At 68.2% G+C, this 19836-nt stretch carries 16 protein-coding genes and 1 pseudogene; all 17 read left to right on the top strand.

Annotated elements, in window-relative coordinates:
* Positions 1-286 precede the first annotated feature (286 nt).
* The gene (locus ACE3SL_RS01495; protein ID WP_374523992.1) at positions 287-787 is read left to right on the top strand and encodes a division/cell wall cluster transcriptional repressor MraZ; all 501 of its coding nucleotides are present in this window, start codon (positions 287-289) and stop codon (positions 785-787) included.
* Entirely contained in the window at positions 784-1788 is a 1005-nt protein-coding gene (gene rsmH / locus ACE3SL_RS01490) for a 16S rRNA (cytosine(1402)-N(4))-methyltransferase RsmH (protein ID WP_374523991.1), read from the top strand. The genes ACE3SL_RS01495 and rsmH overlap by 4 nt, the downstream gene beginning before the upstream one ends.
* Positions 1782-2411: a hypothetical protein gene (locus ACE3SL_RS01485; RefSeq protein ID WP_374523990.1), complete on the top strand. Its 630-nt coding sequence runs from the start codon at positions 1782-1784 to the stop codon at positions 2409-2411. Before rsmH ends, ACE3SL_RS01485 begins: the two co-directional genes overlap by 7 nt.
* Positions 2408-4102, top strand: a complete 1695-nt coding sequence (locus ACE3SL_RS01480; RefSeq protein WP_374523989.1) for a peptidoglycan D,D-transpeptidase FtsI family protein — start codon at positions 2408-2410, stop codon at positions 4100-4102. The genes ACE3SL_RS01485 and ACE3SL_RS01480 overlap by 4 nt, the downstream gene beginning before the upstream one ends.
* A complete protein-coding gene (locus ACE3SL_RS01475; protein ID WP_374523988.1) occupies positions 4102-5541 on the top strand; it encodes a UDP-N-acetylmuramoyl-L-alanyl-D-glutamate--2,6-diaminopimelate ligase in 1440 nt (479 codons plus the stop codon). Before ACE3SL_RS01480 ends, ACE3SL_RS01475 begins: the two co-directional genes overlap by 1 nt.
* Positions 5538-6914 (top strand): UDP-N-acetylmuramoyl-tripeptide--D-alanyl-D-alanine ligase, encoded by a 1377-nt coding sequence (gene murF / locus ACE3SL_RS01470; RefSeq protein ID WP_374523987.1) that lies wholly within the window; start codon positions 5538-5540, stop codon positions 6912-6914. Before ACE3SL_RS01475 ends, murF begins: the two co-directional genes overlap by 4 nt.
* Entirely contained in the window at positions 6914-7984 is a 1071-nt protein-coding gene (gene mraY, locus ACE3SL_RS01465) for a phospho-N-acetylmuramoyl-pentapeptide-transferase (RefSeq protein WP_374523986.1), read from the top strand. Before murF ends, mraY begins: the two co-directional genes overlap by 1 nt.
* The gene (murD, locus tag ACE3SL_RS01460) at positions 7981-9288 is read left to right on the top strand and encodes a UDP-N-acetylmuramoyl-L-alanine--D-glutamate ligase (protein WP_374523985.1); all 1308 of its coding nucleotides are present in this window, start codon (positions 7981-7983) and stop codon (positions 9286-9288) included. The genes mraY and murD overlap by 4 nt, the downstream gene beginning before the upstream one ends.
* Positions 9281-10531 (top strand): FtsW/RodA/SpoVE family cell cycle protein, encoded by a 1251-nt coding sequence (locus tag ACE3SL_RS01455; RefSeq protein WP_374523984.1) that lies wholly within the window; start codon positions 9281-9283, stop codon positions 10529-10531. Before murD ends, ACE3SL_RS01455 begins: the two co-directional genes overlap by 8 nt.
* 10 nt (positions 10532-10541) lie before the next feature.
* The gene (gene murG, locus ACE3SL_RS01450; protein ID WP_374523983.1) at positions 10542-11723 is read left to right on the top strand and encodes an undecaprenyldiphospho-muramoylpentapeptide beta-N-acetylglucosaminyltransferase; all 1182 of its coding nucleotides are present in this window, start codon (positions 10542-10544) and stop codon (positions 11721-11723) included.
* The gene (gene murC, locus ACE3SL_RS01445; RefSeq protein WP_374523982.1) at positions 11723-13156 is read left to right on the top strand and encodes a UDP-N-acetylmuramate--L-alanine ligase; all 1434 of its coding nucleotides are present in this window, start codon (positions 11723-11725) and stop codon (positions 13154-13156) included. The genes murG and murC overlap by 1 nt, the downstream gene beginning before the upstream one ends.
* Positions 13153-14145: a UDP-N-acetylmuramate dehydrogenase gene (gene murB / locus ACE3SL_RS01440; protein ID WP_374523981.1), complete on the top strand. Its 993-nt coding sequence runs from the start codon at positions 13153-13155 to the stop codon at positions 14143-14145. Before murC ends, murB begins: the two co-directional genes overlap by 4 nt.
* Entirely contained in the window at positions 14142-15065 is a 924-nt protein-coding gene (locus tag ACE3SL_RS01435) for a D-alanine--D-alanine ligase (protein WP_374523980.1), read from the top strand. Before murB ends, ACE3SL_RS01435 begins: the two co-directional genes overlap by 4 nt.
* On the top strand, positions 15062-16003 hold the full coding sequence (locus tag ACE3SL_RS01430; RefSeq protein WP_374523979.1) for a cell division protein FtsQ/DivIB: 942 nt from the start codon (positions 15062-15064) through the stop codon (positions 16001-16003). Before ACE3SL_RS01435 ends, ACE3SL_RS01430 begins: the two co-directional genes overlap by 4 nt.
* Positions 16004-16006: 3 nt before the next feature.
* The gene (gene ftsA / locus ACE3SL_RS01425; protein WP_374523978.1) at positions 16007-17263 is read left to right on the top strand and encodes a cell division protein FtsA; all 1257 of its coding nucleotides are present in this window, start codon (positions 16007-16009) and stop codon (positions 17261-17263) included.
* 152 nt (positions 17264-17415) lie between these two features.
* Positions 17416-18876 (top strand): cell division protein FtsZ, encoded by a 1461-nt coding sequence (gene ftsZ, locus ACE3SL_RS01420; RefSeq protein WP_374523977.1) that lies wholly within the window; start codon positions 17416-17418, stop codon positions 18874-18876.
* A 115-nt stretch (positions 18877-18991) separates the two neighbouring features.
* Positions 18992-19836, top strand: a pseudogene (locus ACE3SL_RS01415) (SPOR domain-containing protein); the annotation flags it as partial.

Here is a 19836-nt window from a genome sequence, read left to right as displayed (position 1 = left end):
AACAGGTGCTTCCCGGCACCTGCTGTCTCCGATTCGACGTCTTCCATCCCGATCCGGGGTGCCGTTTGGCGTGTCCGGACCCATTTCCGTGCTCATTTCAACCCAAAATCGCCCTTTTGGGGCGCAAATTCCCTACTCTGCCCTAAAATACCCCTTTTCACCCCGATGGAGTCTTGATAGGCAGGAATCGGAGAGGGGCAATCTCCACCTGAGTCTTTTGGTCCGAGTCTGTCGATTTCGGGCGCGGGGAAGCATTGCCCGGTGGCGCGAGACGGGGGCTTCAGCGATGGCAGTTGTGACGCCCGGCCGGTATTCGGGCACCAACTTCGCCGCGATCGATGGCAAGGGGCGCATCGCCGTCCCCTCGCAGTTCCGCAACAATGTGCCCCTCAATGCGGATGGCCAGCGCGTGCTCTGGGTCGGCTTTCACGAAAAGCTGCCGTGCCTCGTCGCTTATGGCCAGGATCAATATGATCGCCTGTCGGACGAGATCGAGCGCGACCGCGACACCGCGCTCGCGCGCAACCTCGATTTCGACGAGGACGAGGCGTTCAAGAAGCGCTTCAGCTATACCGAGGCCTATACGCTCGACGACAGCGGGCGCTTCCTTCCCAATTTCACCGCGCGCGACCGCGTCGGCGAGGCGGGCGCGACCGCCTTCGTCGGATCGGGGCGCCGCTTCGAGATCTGGTGGCTACCGACGCTCGACGAATGCGTCGAGGCCGACCCCGTGCTGAAGCGGCTGGCGTTGGCTTGGGGCGCGACGAAGGGGAAGGCGCGAAAGTGACCGATCTTTCCCCCGATCTTTCTCGGGAACTCCCCCGCGATCCCCGCCACGATCCGGTCCTCCGTGAAGAAGTCATCGCCGCTCTCGCCATCGCCCCCGGCGAGCGCCATGTCGATGCGACCTTCGGTGCCGGCGGTTATACGCGCGCGATGTTGGCGGCGGGCGCCGAGGTGATCGCCTGCGACCGCGATCCCGATGCGATTGCCGAAGGGCAGGCGCTGGTTGCGGAGGCGGGCGGCAAGCTGACACTGATCCACGGCCGCTTCGGCGAGATCGACCGGCTGCTCGCCGAGCGCGGGATCGGCGCGGTCGATGGCATCACCTTCGACATCGGCGTCTCCTCGATGCAGCTCGACCGCGAGGCGCGCGGCTTTTCCTTCCAGAAGGACGGCCCGCTCGACATGCGGATGGCGCAGGAAGGTGAAAGCGCCGCCGACTGGCTCAACCGCGCCGGCGAGGAGGAGATCGCCGACGTCCTCTTCCATTATGGCGATGAGCGCCAGTCGCGCCGCGTCGCGCGCGCGATCGTCGCGGCGCGGCCGTTGTCGCGCACCGGCGAGCTCGCCGCGGTGATCCGCAAGGCGTTGCGCCATCCGCCGGGCGCGCCCAAGGACCCTTCGACGAAGAGCTTTCAGGCGATCCGCATCCACATCACTGGCGAACTCGACGAGCTGGTCGCGGGGCTGAGTGCCGCCGAGCGCGTGTTGCGTCCCGGCGGCCGCCTCGCGGTGGTCAGCTTTCACAGCACCGAAGACCGGATCGTGAAGAATTTCCTGCGCGAGCGCAGCGGCGGCGACGCCGGCGGTTCGCGCCACCGGCCCGCGCCGAGCGCGCCGCTGCGGGCTGCCACCTTCGATCCGCCGGCGCGCAAGGTGCGTCCGTCCAAGGCCGAAGAGGCGCGCAATCCGCGCGCGCGCTCGGCGACGCTGCGCAGCGCGGTACGCACCCATGCCCCGGCCTGGCCCGGCCATTCGACCGAAAAGGAGACCATGTCATGCTGATGGCGGCCCGCAAGCTGCAGGGGATCGGCCTCGTCCTGCTCGTGCTCGTCTTCGCGATGGCACTCTATCCGGTATCGCTCAAGGTCGCGGCGACGCGCAGCGAACTCACGCGGATCGAGCGGCAGATCGACCGGACGCAGGCGAACATCCGCTATCTCGAATCCGAACTCGCGGTGCGCGCCTCGATGCGCCAGCTCGAACAATGGAACGCCGACAGCTTCGGCTATTCGGCGCCGTCGGCCTCGCAATATCTGGAGAGCGAGCGCCAGCTCGCCTCGCTCGACGGCCTGCCGCGCGCGCGCGGCGCCAACGAGGTCGCGCCGGTGCTGATGGCGATGGTGAGCCCGGTTGGGGTAAGCCCGGCCGCCGCGCCCGAGCCCGCCGCGAAGCCGGCCGCCGAAAAGGCCGTCGCCGCCAAGCCAACTCCGAAGCCCGCCGCCAAGCCGGTCGTGCTCGCGCAGGCCGAAACCGGCGTCCGCAGCGACAGCCCGCCGCGGATGGCGCCGACCCGCCGCCGCGAGCAGCTCAAGATGATCGAGGACCAGCTGCTCGCCGAATCGACGCTGGCCGATCTCAAGCGCGCCGCGGCGCGCGAAGCGGCGGGAGGCAAGTCCGCCCGATGAACACGCTGGTCGTCCGTCCGACCCGGGTGCGAACCGCAGGGGTGCGGCAGCAGATATTGCTGACCGCGCAGCAGCGTCTGATGATGCTGATGCTGCTGTTCATGGCGGCCTTTTTCCTCGTTTCGGTGCGGCTGCTCTATTTCGCGCTGTTCGACACCTCGTCGGGCAACAATCACGGCGCCGCGACCTTCGTTCCCGCGCGCGCCGACATCGTCGACCGCAACGGCGTGCCGCTGGCGCGCACGATCGACGGCTATTCGATCCGTGTCGTCCCGTCGAAGCTGCTCAACAACCGGCAATATCTGGCCGACGAACTGGTCAAGATCTTCCCCGATACCCCGCGCGAGGAATTCGTCGCGAAGCTGTCGGGCTCCAAGCCGACCTATATCCGCCGCCGCGCGCTGCCCGATCAGGTCGCGGCGGTGAATGCGATCGGCGACATCGGCTTCGATTTCCCGCGCGAGAAGGAGCGGCTCTATCCGCAGATCAGCCTCGCGTCGCAGGTCCTGGGCTTCACCGATGCCGAGGGACGGGGCGTTACCGGGGTCGAGGGCGCCTTCGACAAGCAACTCACCGACAAGGCGACGCGCGGCGAGCCGCTTGCGCTGTCGATCGACGCGCGCGTGCAGGGCGTGCTCGAAAGCGAGCTGTCGAACGCGGTGACCAACCTCGAGGCGATCGGCGGCGCGGGGATCATCCTCGACGTTCACACGGGCGAGGTGCTGGCGATGACCTCGCTCCCGACCTTCAACCCGAACAAGCTCGTCCCCGAGGATGCGGCCGGGCGCCGCAATGCCGTCACCTATAATCTCTACGAGCTCGGATCGACCTTCAAGCCGCTGTCGATCGGCGCCGCGATCGACAACGGCGTCGTTACCAGCATGGCGAAGCGGTACGACGCGACCCATCCGCTCGCGGTCGCCGGGTTTCACATTCGCGATTCGCACAATATGGGGCGCTGGCTGAACGTCCCGGAGACGCTGATCCACAGCTCGAACATCGTGACCGCGCAGATCGCCGATCAGCTCGGGCGCGAGAAGATGGAGGCGCTGTTCCGCAGCCTCCAGTTCAACAAGCGGCCCGAGATCGAGCTCAAGGAGCGCGCCTTCCCGCTGTGGCCGCGCGAATGGGGCCGGCTGTCGACGATGACGACCGCCTATGGTCACGGCATCGCGGTGACGCCGCTTCATCTCGCGAGCGCTTATGCAGCGCTCGTCAACGGCGGCATCTGGCGCCCGGCGACTTTGGTCAAGCTCGGCGACAAGGCGCCGCCGCAGGGCCACCGCGTGTTCAAGGCCTCGACCAGCGCGCGGATGCGCCAGCTGCTGCGCCTGATCGTCTCGGACGGCACGGGGCGCCAGGCCGACGCGCCGGGCTTCCGCGTCGGCGGCAAGACCGGCAGCGCCGAAAAGCCGGGCGTCGGCGGCTATCGCCGCCACTCGCTCGTCTCGACCTTTTCGGCCGCCTTCCCGATGGACAATCCGCGCTACGTCGTTCTGGTGATGGTCGATGAGCCCAAGGGCAATGCCTTCAGCTCCGGCCAGCGCACCGCGGGCTGGACCGCCGCGCCTGTGGTCAAGAAGGTCGTGATGCGCGCCGGCCCGATGCTCGGCGTCTTCCCCGACGAAAGCCGCGACGTCGATGTGTCCGAACTGACCCCGCTGCTGTGGAAGGGCGGGAAAGAGGATTGATGCGTCTCTCGGCGCTCCTCGATATCGCGGATGCCGCTGACGCCGGCCCGGTGGTGACCGGGCTCGCGATCGACCATCGCAAGGTCGCGCCGGGCACGATCTTCGGCGCCTTCGTCGGCGAAAAATTCAATGGCGAGGACTTCATCGCCGCCGCGGTCGAGGCGGGCGCGATCGCGGTCGTCGCGCGGCCCGAGGCCAGGGTCGCAGGTGCGGTGCATATCGCCGACGCCAACCCGCGACGCGCCTTCGCGCATATCGCGGCGCGCTTCTTCCACCGCTTTCCCGCGACCTGCGTTGCCGTCACCGGCACCAACGGCAAGACCTCGACGGTCGAGATGACGCGCCAGCTCTGGCGGATGGCGGGGTTTCATGCCGCGTCGATCGGCACGCTTGGCATCACGACCTCGCAGGACAGTGCCTCGACCGGGCTGACGACCCCCGATATCGTCACCTTCCTGTCGAACATGTCGGGGCTCGCCGCCGAGGGCGTCACCCATGCGGCGTTCGAGGCGTCGAGCCACGGGCTCGACCAGTATCGCACCGAGGGGCTGAAAGTGAAGGCGGCCGCCTTCACCAATTTGAGCCACGACCATCTCGACTATCACGGCACGATGGAGGCCTATCTTCGGGCCAAGCTGCGGCTGTTCACCGACGTGGTCGAACCGGAGGGGGCGGCGGTGGTCTGGGCCGACGACGACTATTCCGCGCCCGTGATCGACGCGGTCGAGGCGCGCGGCGTGCGGCTGCTGACCGTCGGGACGAAGGGCGAAACGCTCCGCCTCGTGTCGCGCGCGCCGACCCAGCTTGGTCAGTCGCTCGTCATCGCGGCGGGTGACCTTGTGCACAAGATCAATCTTCCGCTGATCGGCGCCTATCAGGTCGCGAACGCGCTCGTCTCGGCGGGGCTGGTGATCGCGACCGGCGGCGACGTGGCGCAGACGCTTGCCAATCTCGCGCGGCTCCAGCCGGTGCGCGGGCGGCTCGAACGCGCCGCGATTACCCGGACCGGCGCGCCGGTCTATGTCGATTATGCCCATACGCCCGACGCGATCGAGGCGGCGCTCGACGCGCTCCGCCCGCACGCGCGCGGCCGCCTGATCCTGGTGTTCGGCGCCGGGGGCGACCGCGACCAGGCGAAGCGGCCCGAGATGGGGCGGGTCGCGGCGGCAAAGGCCGATATCACCATTATCACCGACGATAATCCGCGCGGCGAAGACCCCGCGCTCATCCGCGCGGCAATTGCCGAAGGCGCACCGGACGCACGGGTCATCGGCGATCGCCGCGCCGCGATCGCCGCCGCGATCGCCGAAGCGCGCGCCGACGATATCGTCTGCATCGCGGGGAAGGGGCATGAGCAGGGCCAGATCGTCGGGCGCGGCGATGCTATGCGCGTGATTCCCTTCGATGACGTCGCGGTGGTGCGCGAGGCGGCGGCATGAACCCGCTCTGGACCGCGCGCGCCATCGCTTCGGCTACGGGCGGCACCGCCAGCGCCGACTTCACCGTGCAGGGCGTTGCCTTCGATTCGCGCGAAGTGATGAAGGGCGACCTGTTCATCGCGATGAAGGGCGAGGTCGCCGACGGGCACCAGTTCATCGACAAGGCGATCGTCGCGGGGGCCGCGGGCATCATCTGCGAGACCGACATCGATTTCCCGCACGTCCGCGTCGCCGACAGCGTCGCAGCGCTCGATGCGCTTGGCACCGCGTCGCGCACGCGCAGCCACGGGCGGATCGTCGGCGTCACCGGATCGGCGGGCAAGACCGGGACCAAGGAGGCGCTGTTCGCCGCGCTCGACCGTTTCCGCCCCGGCAAGGCGCATCGTTCGGTCAAGAGCTATAACAACCATGTCGGCGTGCCGCTGAGTCTCGCGCGCATGCCCTCGACCGCCGATTATGGCGTGTTCGAGATGGGGATGAACCATGCGGGCGAGCTGGCCGCGCTGACCCGCATGGTGCGCCCGCACGTCGCGATCGTCACCACCATTGCGCCCGCGCATATGGAATATTTCGGCAGCGAAGAGGCGATCGCCGATGCGAAGGGCGAGATTTTCGAGGGGCTGGAGCCCGGCGGCACCGCGATCCTGCCGTTCGACAGCCCGCATTATGCGCGGCTCCGCGCCAAGGCGGAACAGCATGCGGCGCATCTCGTCAGCTTCGGGCTGGGCGAGGGCGCCGATGTCCGCGCGGTCGACTGGCTGCCCGACGGGCAGGGCGGCTCGCTCGTCACCGCGCAGGTTCAGGACGCCTTGCTCTGCTTCACCATCGCGCAGGCGGGCGCGCATTGGGTCTCGAACGCGATGGCGGTGCTCGCGGCGGTGAAGGCGGTCGGCGGCGACCTGCCCGCGGCGGGACTCGCCTTCGCGGAGATGGGCGGGCTTGCGGGGCGCGGCGCGCGGCACCGGGTCGCGGTGGCCGGCGGGCATATCCTCGTCATCGACGAAAGCTATAACGCCAACCCCGCCTCGATGGCGGCGACGATCGGTCAGCTCGCGGCCGAATCCGGCGAGCGGAAGGTCGCGATTCTCGGCGCGATGAAGGAGCTCGGGCCCGACGGCGAGGCCTATCATGCCGCGCTTGCCGCTCCGCTCGTCGCGGCCGGGGTGCAATTCGCCCTGCTTGTCGGCGAAGAGATGGCGCCGCTCGCCAAAGCGCTTGAGGGGCGGATCGATTTCGAGCATGTGGCCGCCCACTCCGCCGCCACCGCGCGGCTGAAGGATGTGATCCGGCCCGGCGATACGGTGCTGGTCAAGGGATCGAACAGCGTCGGCCTGTCGCATGTCGTGACGGCGCTGACCAATGGGGACTATTGATGCTGTACTGGCTGGCGGAATGGCTTGGCTTTCCGGGGGTTTTGAACCTCATCCGCTATCTGAGCTTCCGTTCGGGGGCGGCGGTCGCGACCGCGCTGATCATCGGCCTGTGGATCGGGCCGCGCTTCATCCTGATGCTGCGGATGCGGCAGGGGAAGGGGCAGCCGATCCGCGACGACGGCCCGCAAAGCCACCTCGCCAAAAAGGGCACGCCGACGATGGGCGGGCTGATGATCCTCATTTCGCTGATGATCTCGGCCTTGCTGTGGATGGACCTGTCGAACCGCTTCGTCTGGGCCTGCCTCTTCGTCACCGGCGGCTTCGCGGCGGTCGGTTTCCTTGACGATCTCGACAAGGTGACCAAGGCCAGCCATCGCGGGATTCCGGGGCGCGTGCGGCTGCTCATCGAATTCGTCATCGCGGCGGTCGCAGTGCTGCTGATCGTCTCGCGCACCGGCACCGACCTTTATCTGCCCTTCTTCAGCAATCTCTATGTCCCGATGGGGCCGCTCTATTATGTCTTCGCGATGGTGCTGATCGTGGGCTTCGGCAATGCGGTGAACCTGACCGACGGGCTTGACGGGCTCGCAACCTTCCCGGTGATGATCGCCAGCCTGGCGTTTCTCGTCATCGTCTATCTGTCGGGCAACGTGAAGTTCGCGGGCTACCTAGGCATTCCGCACGTGCCCGGCGCGGGCGAGCTGGCAATCTTTGCTGCGGCGATCATCGGCGCGTGCCTGGCCTTTCTGTGGTTCAACGCGCCGCCCGCCGCGGTGTTCATGGGCGATACCGGCAGCCTCGCGCTCGGCGGCGCGCTCGCGACGATGGCGGTGACGGCGCAGCATGAGCTCGTTCTCGTCCTCATTGGCGGGCTGTTCGTGGTCGAAGCGCTGTCGGTGATCATCCAGGTCTTCTGGTACAAGAGGACGGGCAAGCGCGTCTTCCGCATGGCGCCGATCCATCATCATTTCGAGCAGCTCGGCTGGCCCGAATCGACCGTCGTCATCCGCTTCTGGATCGTCTCGATCGTCCTCGCGCTCGCGGGGCTCGCGACGCTCAAGCTGCGGTGATCACCGCGCGCGCCTTTGCCGGTCGCCGCTATGCGGTGCTGGGACTGGCGCGCTCGGGGTTGGCGACCGTCGAGGCACTCGTCGCCAGCGGCGCGGGCGTCACCGCGTGGGACGATCGCGAGAGCGCGCGCGACGAGGCGATGGCGCTGAACGCCGATATCGGCGATCCGCTCGAAATCGATCTTGTGGGCTTCGCGGGCGTCGTCGTCTCGCCCGGCGTGCCGCTCAACCGCCACCCGATCGCCGCGCACGCGCGCGAGGCGCATGTGCCGGTGATCGGCGATGTCGAGCTGTTCGCCGAGGCGCGCGCCGACCTGCCGCCGCACAAGGTCGTCGGCATCACCGGCACCAACGGCAAATCGACCGTCACCGCGCTCGTCACCCATATGCTCGAAAGCGCAGGGGTGCCGACGCTGATGGGCGGCAATATCGGCCTGCCGATCCTCAGTCGCGACCCGCTCCCCGAGGGCGGCGTCTATGTGCTCGAACTGTCGAGCTACCAGATCGACCTCGCGCACAGCCTCGCCTGCGACATCGCGGTGCTGACCAATCTGACGCCCGACCATCTCGACCGCTACGACGGCTTTGCCGGCTATGCGGCGTCGAAGGCGCGGCTGTTTTCGTTGCAGCATCAGGATCAGGTCGCGATCGTCGCGGTCGATGACGACCCGTCGAAGATGATCGCGGGGCGCATCAACCACCGTCTTCACCGCGTCTCGGCCAAGGATATCGATCCCGCCGATCAGGCGCGCTGGCCTGCGCTGCAGGGGCCGCACAACGCGCAGAATGCCGTTTGCGCGATCGCCGTCTGCCGCACGCTGGGGTTGAACGACGAAGAAATCGAACGCGGGCTCGCGACCTACAAGGCGCTCCCGCATCGCATGGAATGGGTCGGCGAAGCCGCTGGCGCCCGCTGGTATAATGACAGCAAGGCGACCAACGCGGCTTCCGCTGCACCGGCGCTGGCGGCTTTCCCGCCGGCGCCGGACCAGCGTCTGCACTGGATCGCCGGGGGGCAGGCGAAGGGCGACGGGCTCGGCGCGTGCCGCCCCTGGTTCCCCAATGTGAAGCGCGCCTATCTGATCGGCGAGGCGATGGAGGGTTTCGCGGCCGAGATCGGCGATGCGATCCCCGTCGATCGCTCCGGCGACCTCGCGACCGCGGTCGCGCACGCGGCAGCGGCGGCCCGGCCGGGCGATATTGTCCTGCTGTCACCTGCCTGCGCGTCGTTCGACCAGTTCAGAGATTATGAGCAGCGCGGCGATGCGTTCCGCGATCTTGTCCGGGCGCTGGAGCATGGATGACGACATGAGCGGGGGGACGAACAATATGGACGCGACCGAACGGCCGGTCATCGCCGCGACCACGCGCACCGCGAAGCGGCGCGGCCCGCGCCTCAGCCGCGCCGACCGCACCCCGCTCGGCCTCTGGTTCTGGGAAATCGACCGGGTGCTGCTGCTGCTCGTCTCGATGCTGATCGCGGTCGGGCTGGTGGCGGTCGCGGCGGCGTCCCCGGTCGCGGCACAGAAATTGTCGACGACCACCGCGAGTCTCGACCCGCTCTATTATTTCTATCGCCAGCTCATGTGGGTGATCGTCGGCGTGCCGGTGATGCTGGGCGTGTCGATGCTGCCCAAGGCGCAGGCGCGGCGGTTTGCCATATACGGCACCATCACCTTCCTCTTCCTGCTGTTCCTGGTGCCGCTGATCGGCACCTCGGTGAACGGCGCGCAGCGCTGGATCGGCAGCGGCGTCTTCCGCCTCCAGCCGTCGGAGTTTCTGAAACCCTTCTTCGCGGTGTCGCTGGCGTGGATTCTCTCGCTGCGCCTGCACGACCAGACGCTGCCCGTCGTGCCGCTGTCCTTCGTGCTCACCGGGATCATCGGCGTGTTGCTGATGGGCCAGCCCGACCTCGGGCAGACGATTATCTTCATCGGCACCTGGCTGGTGCTGGTGATGGTCGCGGGGCTTTCGATGCGGATCATCGGTGTCCTCGCCGCAGGCGGGCTCGCGGGGCTCGTCGTCGCCTATTTCACTTACTCGGTCGCGCACCAGCGCATCAACAGCTGGCTGTTCGGCGAAGGCGACAGCTTTCAGGAGGACCGCGCCCACGCGACGATCACCGCGGGCGGGCTGATCGGCACGGGTCCCGGCGCCGGCCTCGCCAAGTTCAAGCTGCCCGAGGCACACACCGACTATATCTTCTCGGTCATCGGCGAGGAGTTCGGGATCATCGCCTGCATCGCGATCGCGGTGCTGTTCCTTGCGATCATCGTCCGCGTCCTCGTCCGCCTGCTCGACGAGGAGGACAGCTTCCTGATCCTCGCGGTCGCGGGGCTGATCGCGCAGTTCGGCGGACAGGCGACGATCAACATGGCGGTGAACACCCAGCTCTTTCCGTCGAAGGGGATGACCTTGCCCTTCATCAGCTATGGCGGTTCCTCCTTCATCGCCTTGTCGATCGGCATGGGTTTGCTCTTGTCGCTGACCCGGCGGAACCCCTATGCGGCTCGGGTGTCGATGACCCGAAACTGGAACAAGAAATGAGCGCTCTCCCATGACAGCAACGCGCCACTTCCTGCTCGCCGCCGGCGGGACGGGGGGTCATATGCTGCCGGCCTATGCCCTCGCGGGCGAATTGATCGCGCGCGGACACCGCGTCGCGCTGGTCAGCGACGACCGCGGCCTGAAGATTCCGGGCGCCCCCGCCGAGCTCGAAACGCATGTGCTGCCCGCGGGGCGGGTGCAGGGCGGCCCCATCGGCTGGCTCAAGGCCGCGCTCGCGATCCGCAAGGGGCGGCGGCAGGCGATCGACCTGATCCGCAGTTTCGACCCCGCGGTCGTCGTCGGTTTCGGCGGCTATCCTTCGCTGCCGAGCCTGCTCGCGGCGGGCGCGACGAAGCGCCCGCGCGTGATCCACGAGCAGAATGCCGTGCTCGGCCGCGTCAACCGGATGATGGCACCGCGCGTCGATGCGGTCGCGGTCGCCTATCGCAATATCCAGCGCTTTCCCGCTGGCCATGAGGCGAAGCTGCACATCACCGGCAACCCGGTGCGCGACGAGATCGTCGCGATCCGCGACGACGGCTTCCCGCCGCTGCCCGAGGACGGCATCTTTCGCCTGCTCGTGGTCGGCGGCAGCCTCGGCGCCACGGTGCTGAGCGACGTCGTGCCCGCCGCGATCGCGATGCTGCCGCGCGCCTTGCTCGACCGGCTGCAGGTCGTGCAGCAGTGCCGCGAGGCCGATCTCGAAACGGTGCGCGGCAAATATGCCGAGCTCGGCGTTGCCGCCGAATGCGCGCCGTACATCGCCGATTTTCCCGAACGCCTCCGCTGGGCGCATCTGGTGATCGCGCGCGCGGGCGCCTCGACCGTCGCCGAACTCGCCTGCGCCGGGCGGCCCGCGATCTTCGTCCCCTATCCGCACGCGATGGATAATCATCAGACCTATAATGTCGTCGATCTCGTCGAGGCGGGCGGGGCAATTTCCTTCCAGCAGCCCGACTTCACCGCCGCCGAGGTCGCCAAGCATATCCAGCGCATGGCGCTCGAACCCGGTGCGCTCGAAGAGGCGGCCGAGCGCGCCGCGGGCTGCGGGCTCCCCGATGCGACGCGCGACCTTGCCGATCTTGTCGAATCCTTCGCCGCGCCGCCGATGATGGACGTGATCCGCGTCGGCGCCCCGGCGCGCGCCGCCGTTGCCGGCAGTATCGCCGCGACCCGCGCGGGAGACGCCTGATGCGCGGCGTCGCGACCGATATCGGCATCATCCACTTCATCGGCATCGGCGGCATCGGCATGTCGGGGATCGCCGAGGTGATGCACAACCTCGGCTATCAGGTGCAGGGCAGCGACATTGCCGATAGTTATGTCGTCGAGGGACTCCGCAAGCGCGGGATCAAGGTCGCGATCGGGCATGAAGCCGCGAATGTCGAGGGGGTCGCGGTCGTCGTTACCTCGACCGCGGTCAAGCGCGGCAATCCCGAGGTCGAGGCCGCGCTCGCGCACCGCATCCCCATCGTCCGCCGCGCCGAAATGCTCGCCGAGCTGATGCGCCTCAAATCGACCGTCGCGATCGCGGGGACGCACGGCAAGACGACGACGACGAGCCTCGTTGCGGCGTTGCTCGACGCGGGGGGGATCGACCCGACCGTGATCAACGGCGGCATCATCAACAATTACGGCTCGAATGCGCGTCTCGGCGCCAGCGACTGGATGGTGGTCGAGGCCGACGAGAGCGACGGCAGCTTCCTGCGCCTCGACGGGACGATCGCGGTCGTCACCAACATCGATCCCGAACATCTCGACCATTATGGCAGCTTCGACGCGATCAAGGACGCCTTCGTCGAGTTCATCGAGAATGTGCCCTTCTACGGCGCCGCGATGCTCTGCCTTGACCATCCCGAGGTGCAGGCGATCATCCCGCGCATCCGCGACCGCCGGATCGTGACTTACGGCTTTTCGGCGCAGGCCGACGTGCGCGGGACCAATGTGGCGCCGGGCCCCGACGGCAACCGCTTCGACGTCGTGGTGCGCGACCGCGACGGAAACAGCCGGACGATTCCGGGCATCCACCTGCCGATGTCGGGCCGCCACAATGTGCAGAATGCGCTCGCGGCGATTGCGGTGGCGCTCCACATGGGGGTCGGCGACGACAAGATCGCGTCGGGCTTCAACGGCTTTGCCGGGGTCAAGCGCCGCTTCACCAAGGTTGGCGAGATCGCTGCCGGCGGAGGCGTCGTGACCGTCATCGACGATTACGCCCATCACCCCGTCGAAATCCGCGCCGTCCTTTCGGCCGCGCGTGAAGGCGCCGGGGCTGGGCGCGTCGTCGGCGTCGTCCAGCCGCACCGCTTCACGCGGCTGCGCGATCATATGGACGATTTCCAGCAGGCGTTTAACGACGCCGACATGGTGCTTGCGTTGCCGGTCTATGCGGCGGGAGAGAGCCCGATCGAGGGCATATCGTCGGACGCGCTGGCACAGGGCCTGCGCGATCGCGGCCATCGTCATGCCTCGACCGTTGCCGATGCCGGCGCGCTTGCGGCGATGATTGCCGATGCGATCCGTGCCGGAACGCTGGACGCGGGCGACATGATCATCTGTCTCGGCGCCGGCGACATCACCAAGATGGCGGCGGGTCTGGCGAGCGCGGTGGAGGGGCAGGCATGACGTCCGACCCCAAAACCGTTCGTCCTGAGCCTGTCGAAGGACCGACCTTTTCTTCGGCGACGGAAGAAAGGAAGAACGGCCCTTCGACAAGCTCAGGGCAAACGGCATTTGAAAACGTCCGCGGCAAGCTGACCCCGAACGCTCCGCTTGCGCCGCTCGTCTGGTTCAAATCGGGCGGCCCGGCCGACTGGCTGTTCGAGCCCAAGGACGCCAGCGACCTTGCAGACTTTCTCCGCGATCTCGACCCCGCCATGCCCGTCATGGCGCTCGGGCTCGGCTCGAACCTGATCGTCCGCGATGGCGGCTTTCCGGGCGTCGTCGTCCGGCTCGGCAAGGCCTTCGCCAAGGTCGAGGCGATCGATGCGACGACGCTGCGCTGCGGCGGCGGCGCGTCGGGCATCCTCGTCTCCTCGACCGCGCGCGACGCGGGGATCGCGGGGCTGGAATTCCTGCGCTCGATCCCCGGCACGGTCGGCGGCTTCGTCCGCATGAACGGCGGCGCCTATGGCAGCGAGGTCAAGGACATATTGGTCGAGGCTGAGGTGGTGTTGCGGTCGGGCGAGCGCCGCATGCTGCCGCTTGCCGACCTCGGCTACACCTATCGCCACAGCGAATTGCCCGAAAGCGCGGTGGTGATCGGTGCGACCTTCCGTGGCCGCACCGGCGAACCCGCCGGCATTCAGGCCGAAATGGACCGAATCTCGGCGAGCCGCGAAGCCTCGCAGCCGCTGCGTTCCAAGACCGGCGGCTCGACCTTCAAGAATCCTGATGGGCACAAGGCGTGGCAACTCGTCGACGAGGCGGGGTGCCGCGGTTTCTCGGTCGGCGGGGCGCAGGTCAGCGAGAAGCACACCAACTTCCTCATCAACACCGGCGCTGCGACGAGCGCCGATATCGAGGCGCTCGGCGAGGAAGTCCGCCGCCGGGTGAAAGCCAAGAGCGGCATCGAACTGCAATGGGAGATTCAACGCGTGGGTAAGCCCGAATGAGCCGGGGTCCGTGGCATGTCGCTGTCCTGATGGGTGGGTGGTCCGCCGAACGCGAAGTGTCGCTCATGAGCGGCAAGGGCATCGCGGACGCCCTCGAATCGCGCGGGCATAGGGTCACGCGCATCGACATGGACCGCAACGTCGCGCAGCGGCTGGCCGAGGCGAAGCCCGATGTCGTCTTCAACGCGCTCCACGGGGTTCCCGGCGAGGACGGGACGGTGCAGGGGATGCTCGACCTGATGGGCCTCAAATACACCCACAGCGGGCTCGTCACCTCGGTGATCGCGATCGACAAGGAATTGACGAAGCAGGCCCTCGTGCCGCATGGTGTACCCATGCCGACGGGGACGATGGTCGACAGCGAAAGCCTGTTTTCAGTCGATCCCTTGCCGCGCCCCTATGTCCTGAAGCCCGTCAACGAGGGCTCGTCGGTCGGGGTCGCGATCGTCAAGGACGACAGCAACTACGGCAACCCGATCGCGCGCGACGCCGTCGGCCCATGGCAGGAGTTCGACCGCCTGCTCGCCGAGCCCTTCATCAAAGGCCGCGAACTGACTGTCGCGGTGCTCGGCGACGAGGCGCTCGGCGTCACCGAATTGCGCGTGAAATCGGGGTTCTATGATTATGACGCCAAATATACCGAAGGGTTGACCGAGCATGTCTGTCCCGCCGCCGTCCCCGCCGATGTCGCAGAGCGGATGAAGGGTCTCGCGGTCGAGGCGCACCGCCTGCTCGGCTGCAGGGGGGCGTCGCGCTCCGATTTTCGTTGGGACGACGAGCATGGCCTTGCGGGCATCTTCCTGCTTGAGGTCAATACCCAGCCCGGCATGACGCCGCTCAGCCTCGTCCCCGAACAGGCGCGCGCGATCGGCATGGATTATGCCGAGCTTGTCGAACGCATCGTGGAGGAGGCCCTATGAGCAGCACGCGGATCAAGCGTGGCAAGGCGCCGCCGCGGCGCCCCGCGCGGGCGCCGAAGAAGCGGCGGAAGGTTCAGCAATCGCGGCTCAACGCGGTGATCAACGCGCTGCCGGTCCGTCCGGCGACGTTGCAGCGAATGGCCAACTGGACCATCGGCGTCGGCCTCGCCGCCGTGATAGCGCTCGCCGCGCACGCGACCGGGGTCACCGCGAAGATCCATGAGGAATATGCGCAGGCGGTCGGCCGCGCAGGGTTTCAGGTCAAGAAGGTCGAGGTTGTCGGCGCCGACCGCATCGACCGGCTCAAGGTCTACGACATCGCGCTCGCGCAGAAAGACCGCTCGATGGCCGCGGTCGATCTGGAGGATGTGCGCCACGACCTGATGCAGTACGGCTGGATCAAGGACGCGCGCGTCTCGCGCCGCCTGCCCGATACGCTCGTCGTCGACATCGTCGAACGCTCGCCCGCCGCGATCTGGCAGCACAACAATCGCCTGTCGCTGATCGACGAAAAGGGCGTCGTGCTCGAACCCGTAAGCGTCGCGACGATGCCCGACCTGCCGCTCGTCATCGGTCCGCGCGCCAACCAGCGCGCGCAGGACCTCGAACGCCTGCTCGCCGAGGCGAGCAGCCTCAAGGAACTGCTCGCCGGGGCGACCTGGGTCGGCAACCGCCGCTGGGACCTTCGTTTCCGCAGCGGCGAGACGCTGTCGCTTCCCGAAGGCGAGCCCGAGGCGAAGGCGGCGCTCGCCAAATTCGCGCATATGGACGGCGCCAACCGGCTGCTCGGCCGCGGCATCCTGCGCTTCGACATGCGTGATCCCACCCGCTTCGTGCTGCGCCTGCCGCACGAGGGACAGGTCGCGCCCGCAAAGCTCGACGACGCGCGCGACGCCGCCGATGCCGTTGCCGCCGCCAGCGCGGCGGAGAAGGGGTAAGCGATGCCGCCGCCGCGGATCGAAAAGATCATCACCGCGCTCGATGTCGGGTCGTGGAAGGTCTGCGCGCTGATCGCGGGACAGGCGGCCGACGGCCAGCTTCATGTCCTCGGCACCGGCCAGCGCGAAAGCCGCGGCGTCCAGCGCGGCTATGTCGCCGACATGGAGCAGACCGAGCATGTCGTGCGCGAGGCGATCGAGCAGGCCGAGCGGATCGCGGGGCTCAACATCGACGATGTGTGGGTCGGCTTTTCGGCGGGCAGCCTGCTGAGCGACGTCGCGCCGATCGAGAGCGAACTCGGCGGCCACCGGATCGAGCAGGAGGATATCGACGACCTGCTCGCGGCGGGCCGTGCGGGGATCGACCCCGAAGGCCGGATGATCCTCCACGCCCAGCCCGCGCTCTACACGCTCGACGGGCTGAACGGGGTCAAGAACCCGATCGGGCTCCACGCCGACCGGCTTGGCGTCGATATTCATATCATCATGGCCGACGGCGCGCCGGTCCGGAACCTCGAGGCCGCGGTCCGCCAGGCGCATCTCGACGTGAACGCGGTCGTCGCCTCGCCGATCGCGGCGGGGCTCGCCTGCCTGTCGGACGAGGAGCGCGACCTCGGCGTTGCGCTGGTCGAGCTCGGGGCGGCGGTGACGACCGTCTCGCTCTATGCGGGAGGCATGCTAGTCGAGATGGCATCGCTGCCCTTCGGCGCCAGCGACATTACTGATGACATCGCCTCGGCCTTCGGCATCCGCCGCAGCCAGGCACAGCGGCTCCAGAGCTTCTACGGCTCGGCCTCGGCGAGCCCGCGCGACAATAACGAGATCATCGAGCTCGACCCCGGCGCGCCGGCGGGCAGCGATTCGCCGCGCATCACCCGCGCGCAGCTGGTGGCGGTGATCCGCCAGCGGCTCGACGCGATGATGGGCGAGATCGGCCGGACGCTGAAGGACCTGCATTTCGTCGGTCCCGTCGGGCGTCAGGTCGTGCTCGTCGGCGGCGGCGCGGACCTCAAGGGCATCGCCGATTATACGCAGAGCGCGCTCGGCCGCGCGGCGCGCGTCGGGCGACCGCGCGGGCTGCACGGCCTGCCCGATGCGCACGGCGGCCCCGCTTTCGCGACGCTCGCGGGTCTGGTTCTCTATGCCGCGTCGGACCCGGTGGACCTCCGCGATCTGCCGATGATGGCGCAGGATGTTTACCGTCCAAAGAGCTCCGGCATCATCAACCGGTTGATGGCGGCGCTGAAAAGCAGTTTTTAGCCGGCAGGCAACGAAAAGGTTAATTTTTTGGGTGATTCCGCGGTCACAATAGTGCAATGCGGTAGCCAAGCGCCGGACGGTGGGACTGACGTCCGGCAGGGTCGCAAGGTGAGGGACGCGGCGCTGGTCCGCCGCCGCAGGGAGATTAGTGGATGAGCATCAATATTGGCCCGCCGCAGGTCGATGAGCTGAAGCCGCGCATCGCGGTCATCGGGGTCGGCGGCGCGGGGGGCAATGCCATCGCCAACATGATCGCCGCTCACGTCGAGGGGGTCGATTTCGTCGTCGCGAACACCGACGCGCAGGCGCTGAACGCCTCGCCGGCCGAACGGCGCATCCAGCTGGGGACGCAGATCACCCAGGGACTGGGCGCGGGCTCGCGGCCCGAGGTCGGCCGCGCGGCGGCCGAGGAAAGCATCGCGCAGGTCGAGGAAGCGCTGAACGGCGCGCATATGTGCTTCGTCGCGGCGGGCATGGGCGGCGGCACCGGCACCGGTGCGGCGCCGGTCATCGCCAAGGCGGCACGCGACCGCGGTATCCTGACCGTCGGCGTCGTGACCAAGCCTTTCATGTTCGAGGGCAACCGCCGCATGCGATCGGCCGAGGCCGGCATCGCCGAGCTGCAGGATCATGTCGATACGCTGATCGTCATTCCGAACCAGAATCTCTTCCTCGTCGCCAACCCGAACACGACCTTCAAGGAAGCGTTCACCATGGCTGACGAAGTGCTCCAGCAGGGCGTTCGCGGCATCACCGACCTGATGGTCATGCCTGGGCTCATCAACCTCGACTTCGCCGACGTGCGCAGTGTGATGCGCGAAATGGGCAAGGCGATGATGGGCACCGGCGAAGCCGAAGGCGACGGCCGCGCGCTCGAAGCCGCGCAGAAGGCGATCGCCAACCCGCTGCTCGACGGCGTGTCGATGGCGGGCGCGAAGGGCGTCATCATCTCGATCACCGGCGGCGAGGACATGCGCCTGATGGAGGTTGACGAGGCTGCGAACCACATCCGCGAGCTGGTCGATCCCGACGCGAATATCATCTGGGGCAGCGCCTTCAACGACAGCCTCGACGGCAAGATTCGCGTGTCGGTCGTCGCGACCGGCATCGACGGCACCGGCGACACCTCGGCGCAGGCCGCGCCCGCGACGCGCAGCTTCTCGTTCCAGCCGGCGCGTAGCACCGCGCCCGCGCCGGTCGTCGAAGAGCCGGTCGAGCAGCCCGCCGTGGCCGAAACGCCGGTCGAAGCCCCGGTCGAGGCCGACAACGATCCCGCGCCCGGCTTCTCGCTCGGCGATGCGCTCGCGGCGCCCGCCGCGGAAGCGGTCGAGGAGGAGCCGATGGAGCTTTCCGAGGTCGCCGCGACCTATGACGACACTGCCGACGAACTCGTTCTCAGCGAGCCCGAGGCGCCGGCATCGGGAGACTATCAGCCCGCGGCCGCGTCACAAGCCGCGCCCGTCGAGGACAGCCCGGCGCGCGCGCTCGGCGGCGGCACGCTGTTCGAGCGCATGTCGCGGCTGTCGCGCGGTTCGGCCGCGGCCGACCGCGACGCGGAAAAGGAAGACGGGGTCGATATCCCGCGCTTCCTCGGTCGGCAGAATAATCAGTAACGGGGTGCGGACGGCTGGGGCAGGCCGGAAAAAGGGATGATTTGACTTGCCCTTGCGGCCACGAAAAGCAATGCGGCGCTTCGGCTCGACCATCAGGTCGCGCCGGGCCCGGCCTGTGGCGCTGACTTTCGGCGCGCTTCTGCTGACGAGCCTGCTTGCCGGACCTTTGGCCGGACCCGTTCAGGCGATGCAGGCACCGGCGCCCGACGCGGCGACGAAGGCGGCGATGGACCGCCGGACCTCGGCGCGGGCGCTGCTGTCCTCGGCGCTGGGGCGGCTTGCGACCAACAACAATGATGCCCCCGCGCTGCTCGATGCCGGGCGCGCCTCGATCGAACTCGAGGATTATCGCGCCGCGGTCGGCTTCCTGACCCGCGCCGAGCAGGCGAGCCCGCGCGACGGTGCGGTCAAGGCGGCGCTCGGGTCGGCGATGGTCCATATGGAAAGCCCGACGCGCGCGCTCGACTATTTCGGCGAGGCGCAGCTTCTGGGCGCGCCAGAACGCCTTTTTCTCGCCGACCGGGGCCTCGCGCGCGACCTGCTCGGCCAGCAGGACGCGGCGCAGCGCGACTATCAGCTTGCCCTGTCGATCGCGCCCAATGACGAGGTGACGCGCCGCTACGCAATCTCGCTCGGGATCAGCGGCGAGGCTGATCGCGCGGTGCAGTTGCTCACGCCGCAGCTTCGCGGGCAGGACCGCGCCGCCTGGCGGACACGCGCGATGATCCTCGCGATGAACGGCCGCGACGGCGAGGCGACCGAGATCGTCAACGCGACGATGCCGCCCGCGCTCGCGCAGAATATCCTGCCCTATCTGGTCCAGATGGACCGGCTCAATCCGGCGCAGCAGGCCGCCGCCGCCCATTTCGGCCGCTTCCCGAGCGGCCAGCTCGGCCCGCGGCGCAAGCCGGTGCAGGTCGCCGCCGCCACGCCGCCGCCGGCCCCCGCGCCGGTAACGGC

The sequence above is a fragment of the Sphingopyxis sp. genome, assembly GCF_041916015.1.
Lineage (GTDB): Bacteria > Pseudomonadota > Alphaproteobacteria > Sphingomonadales > Sphingomonadaceae > Sphingopyxis.
This window is presented reverse-complemented; position numbering and strand designations above follow the sequence as displayed.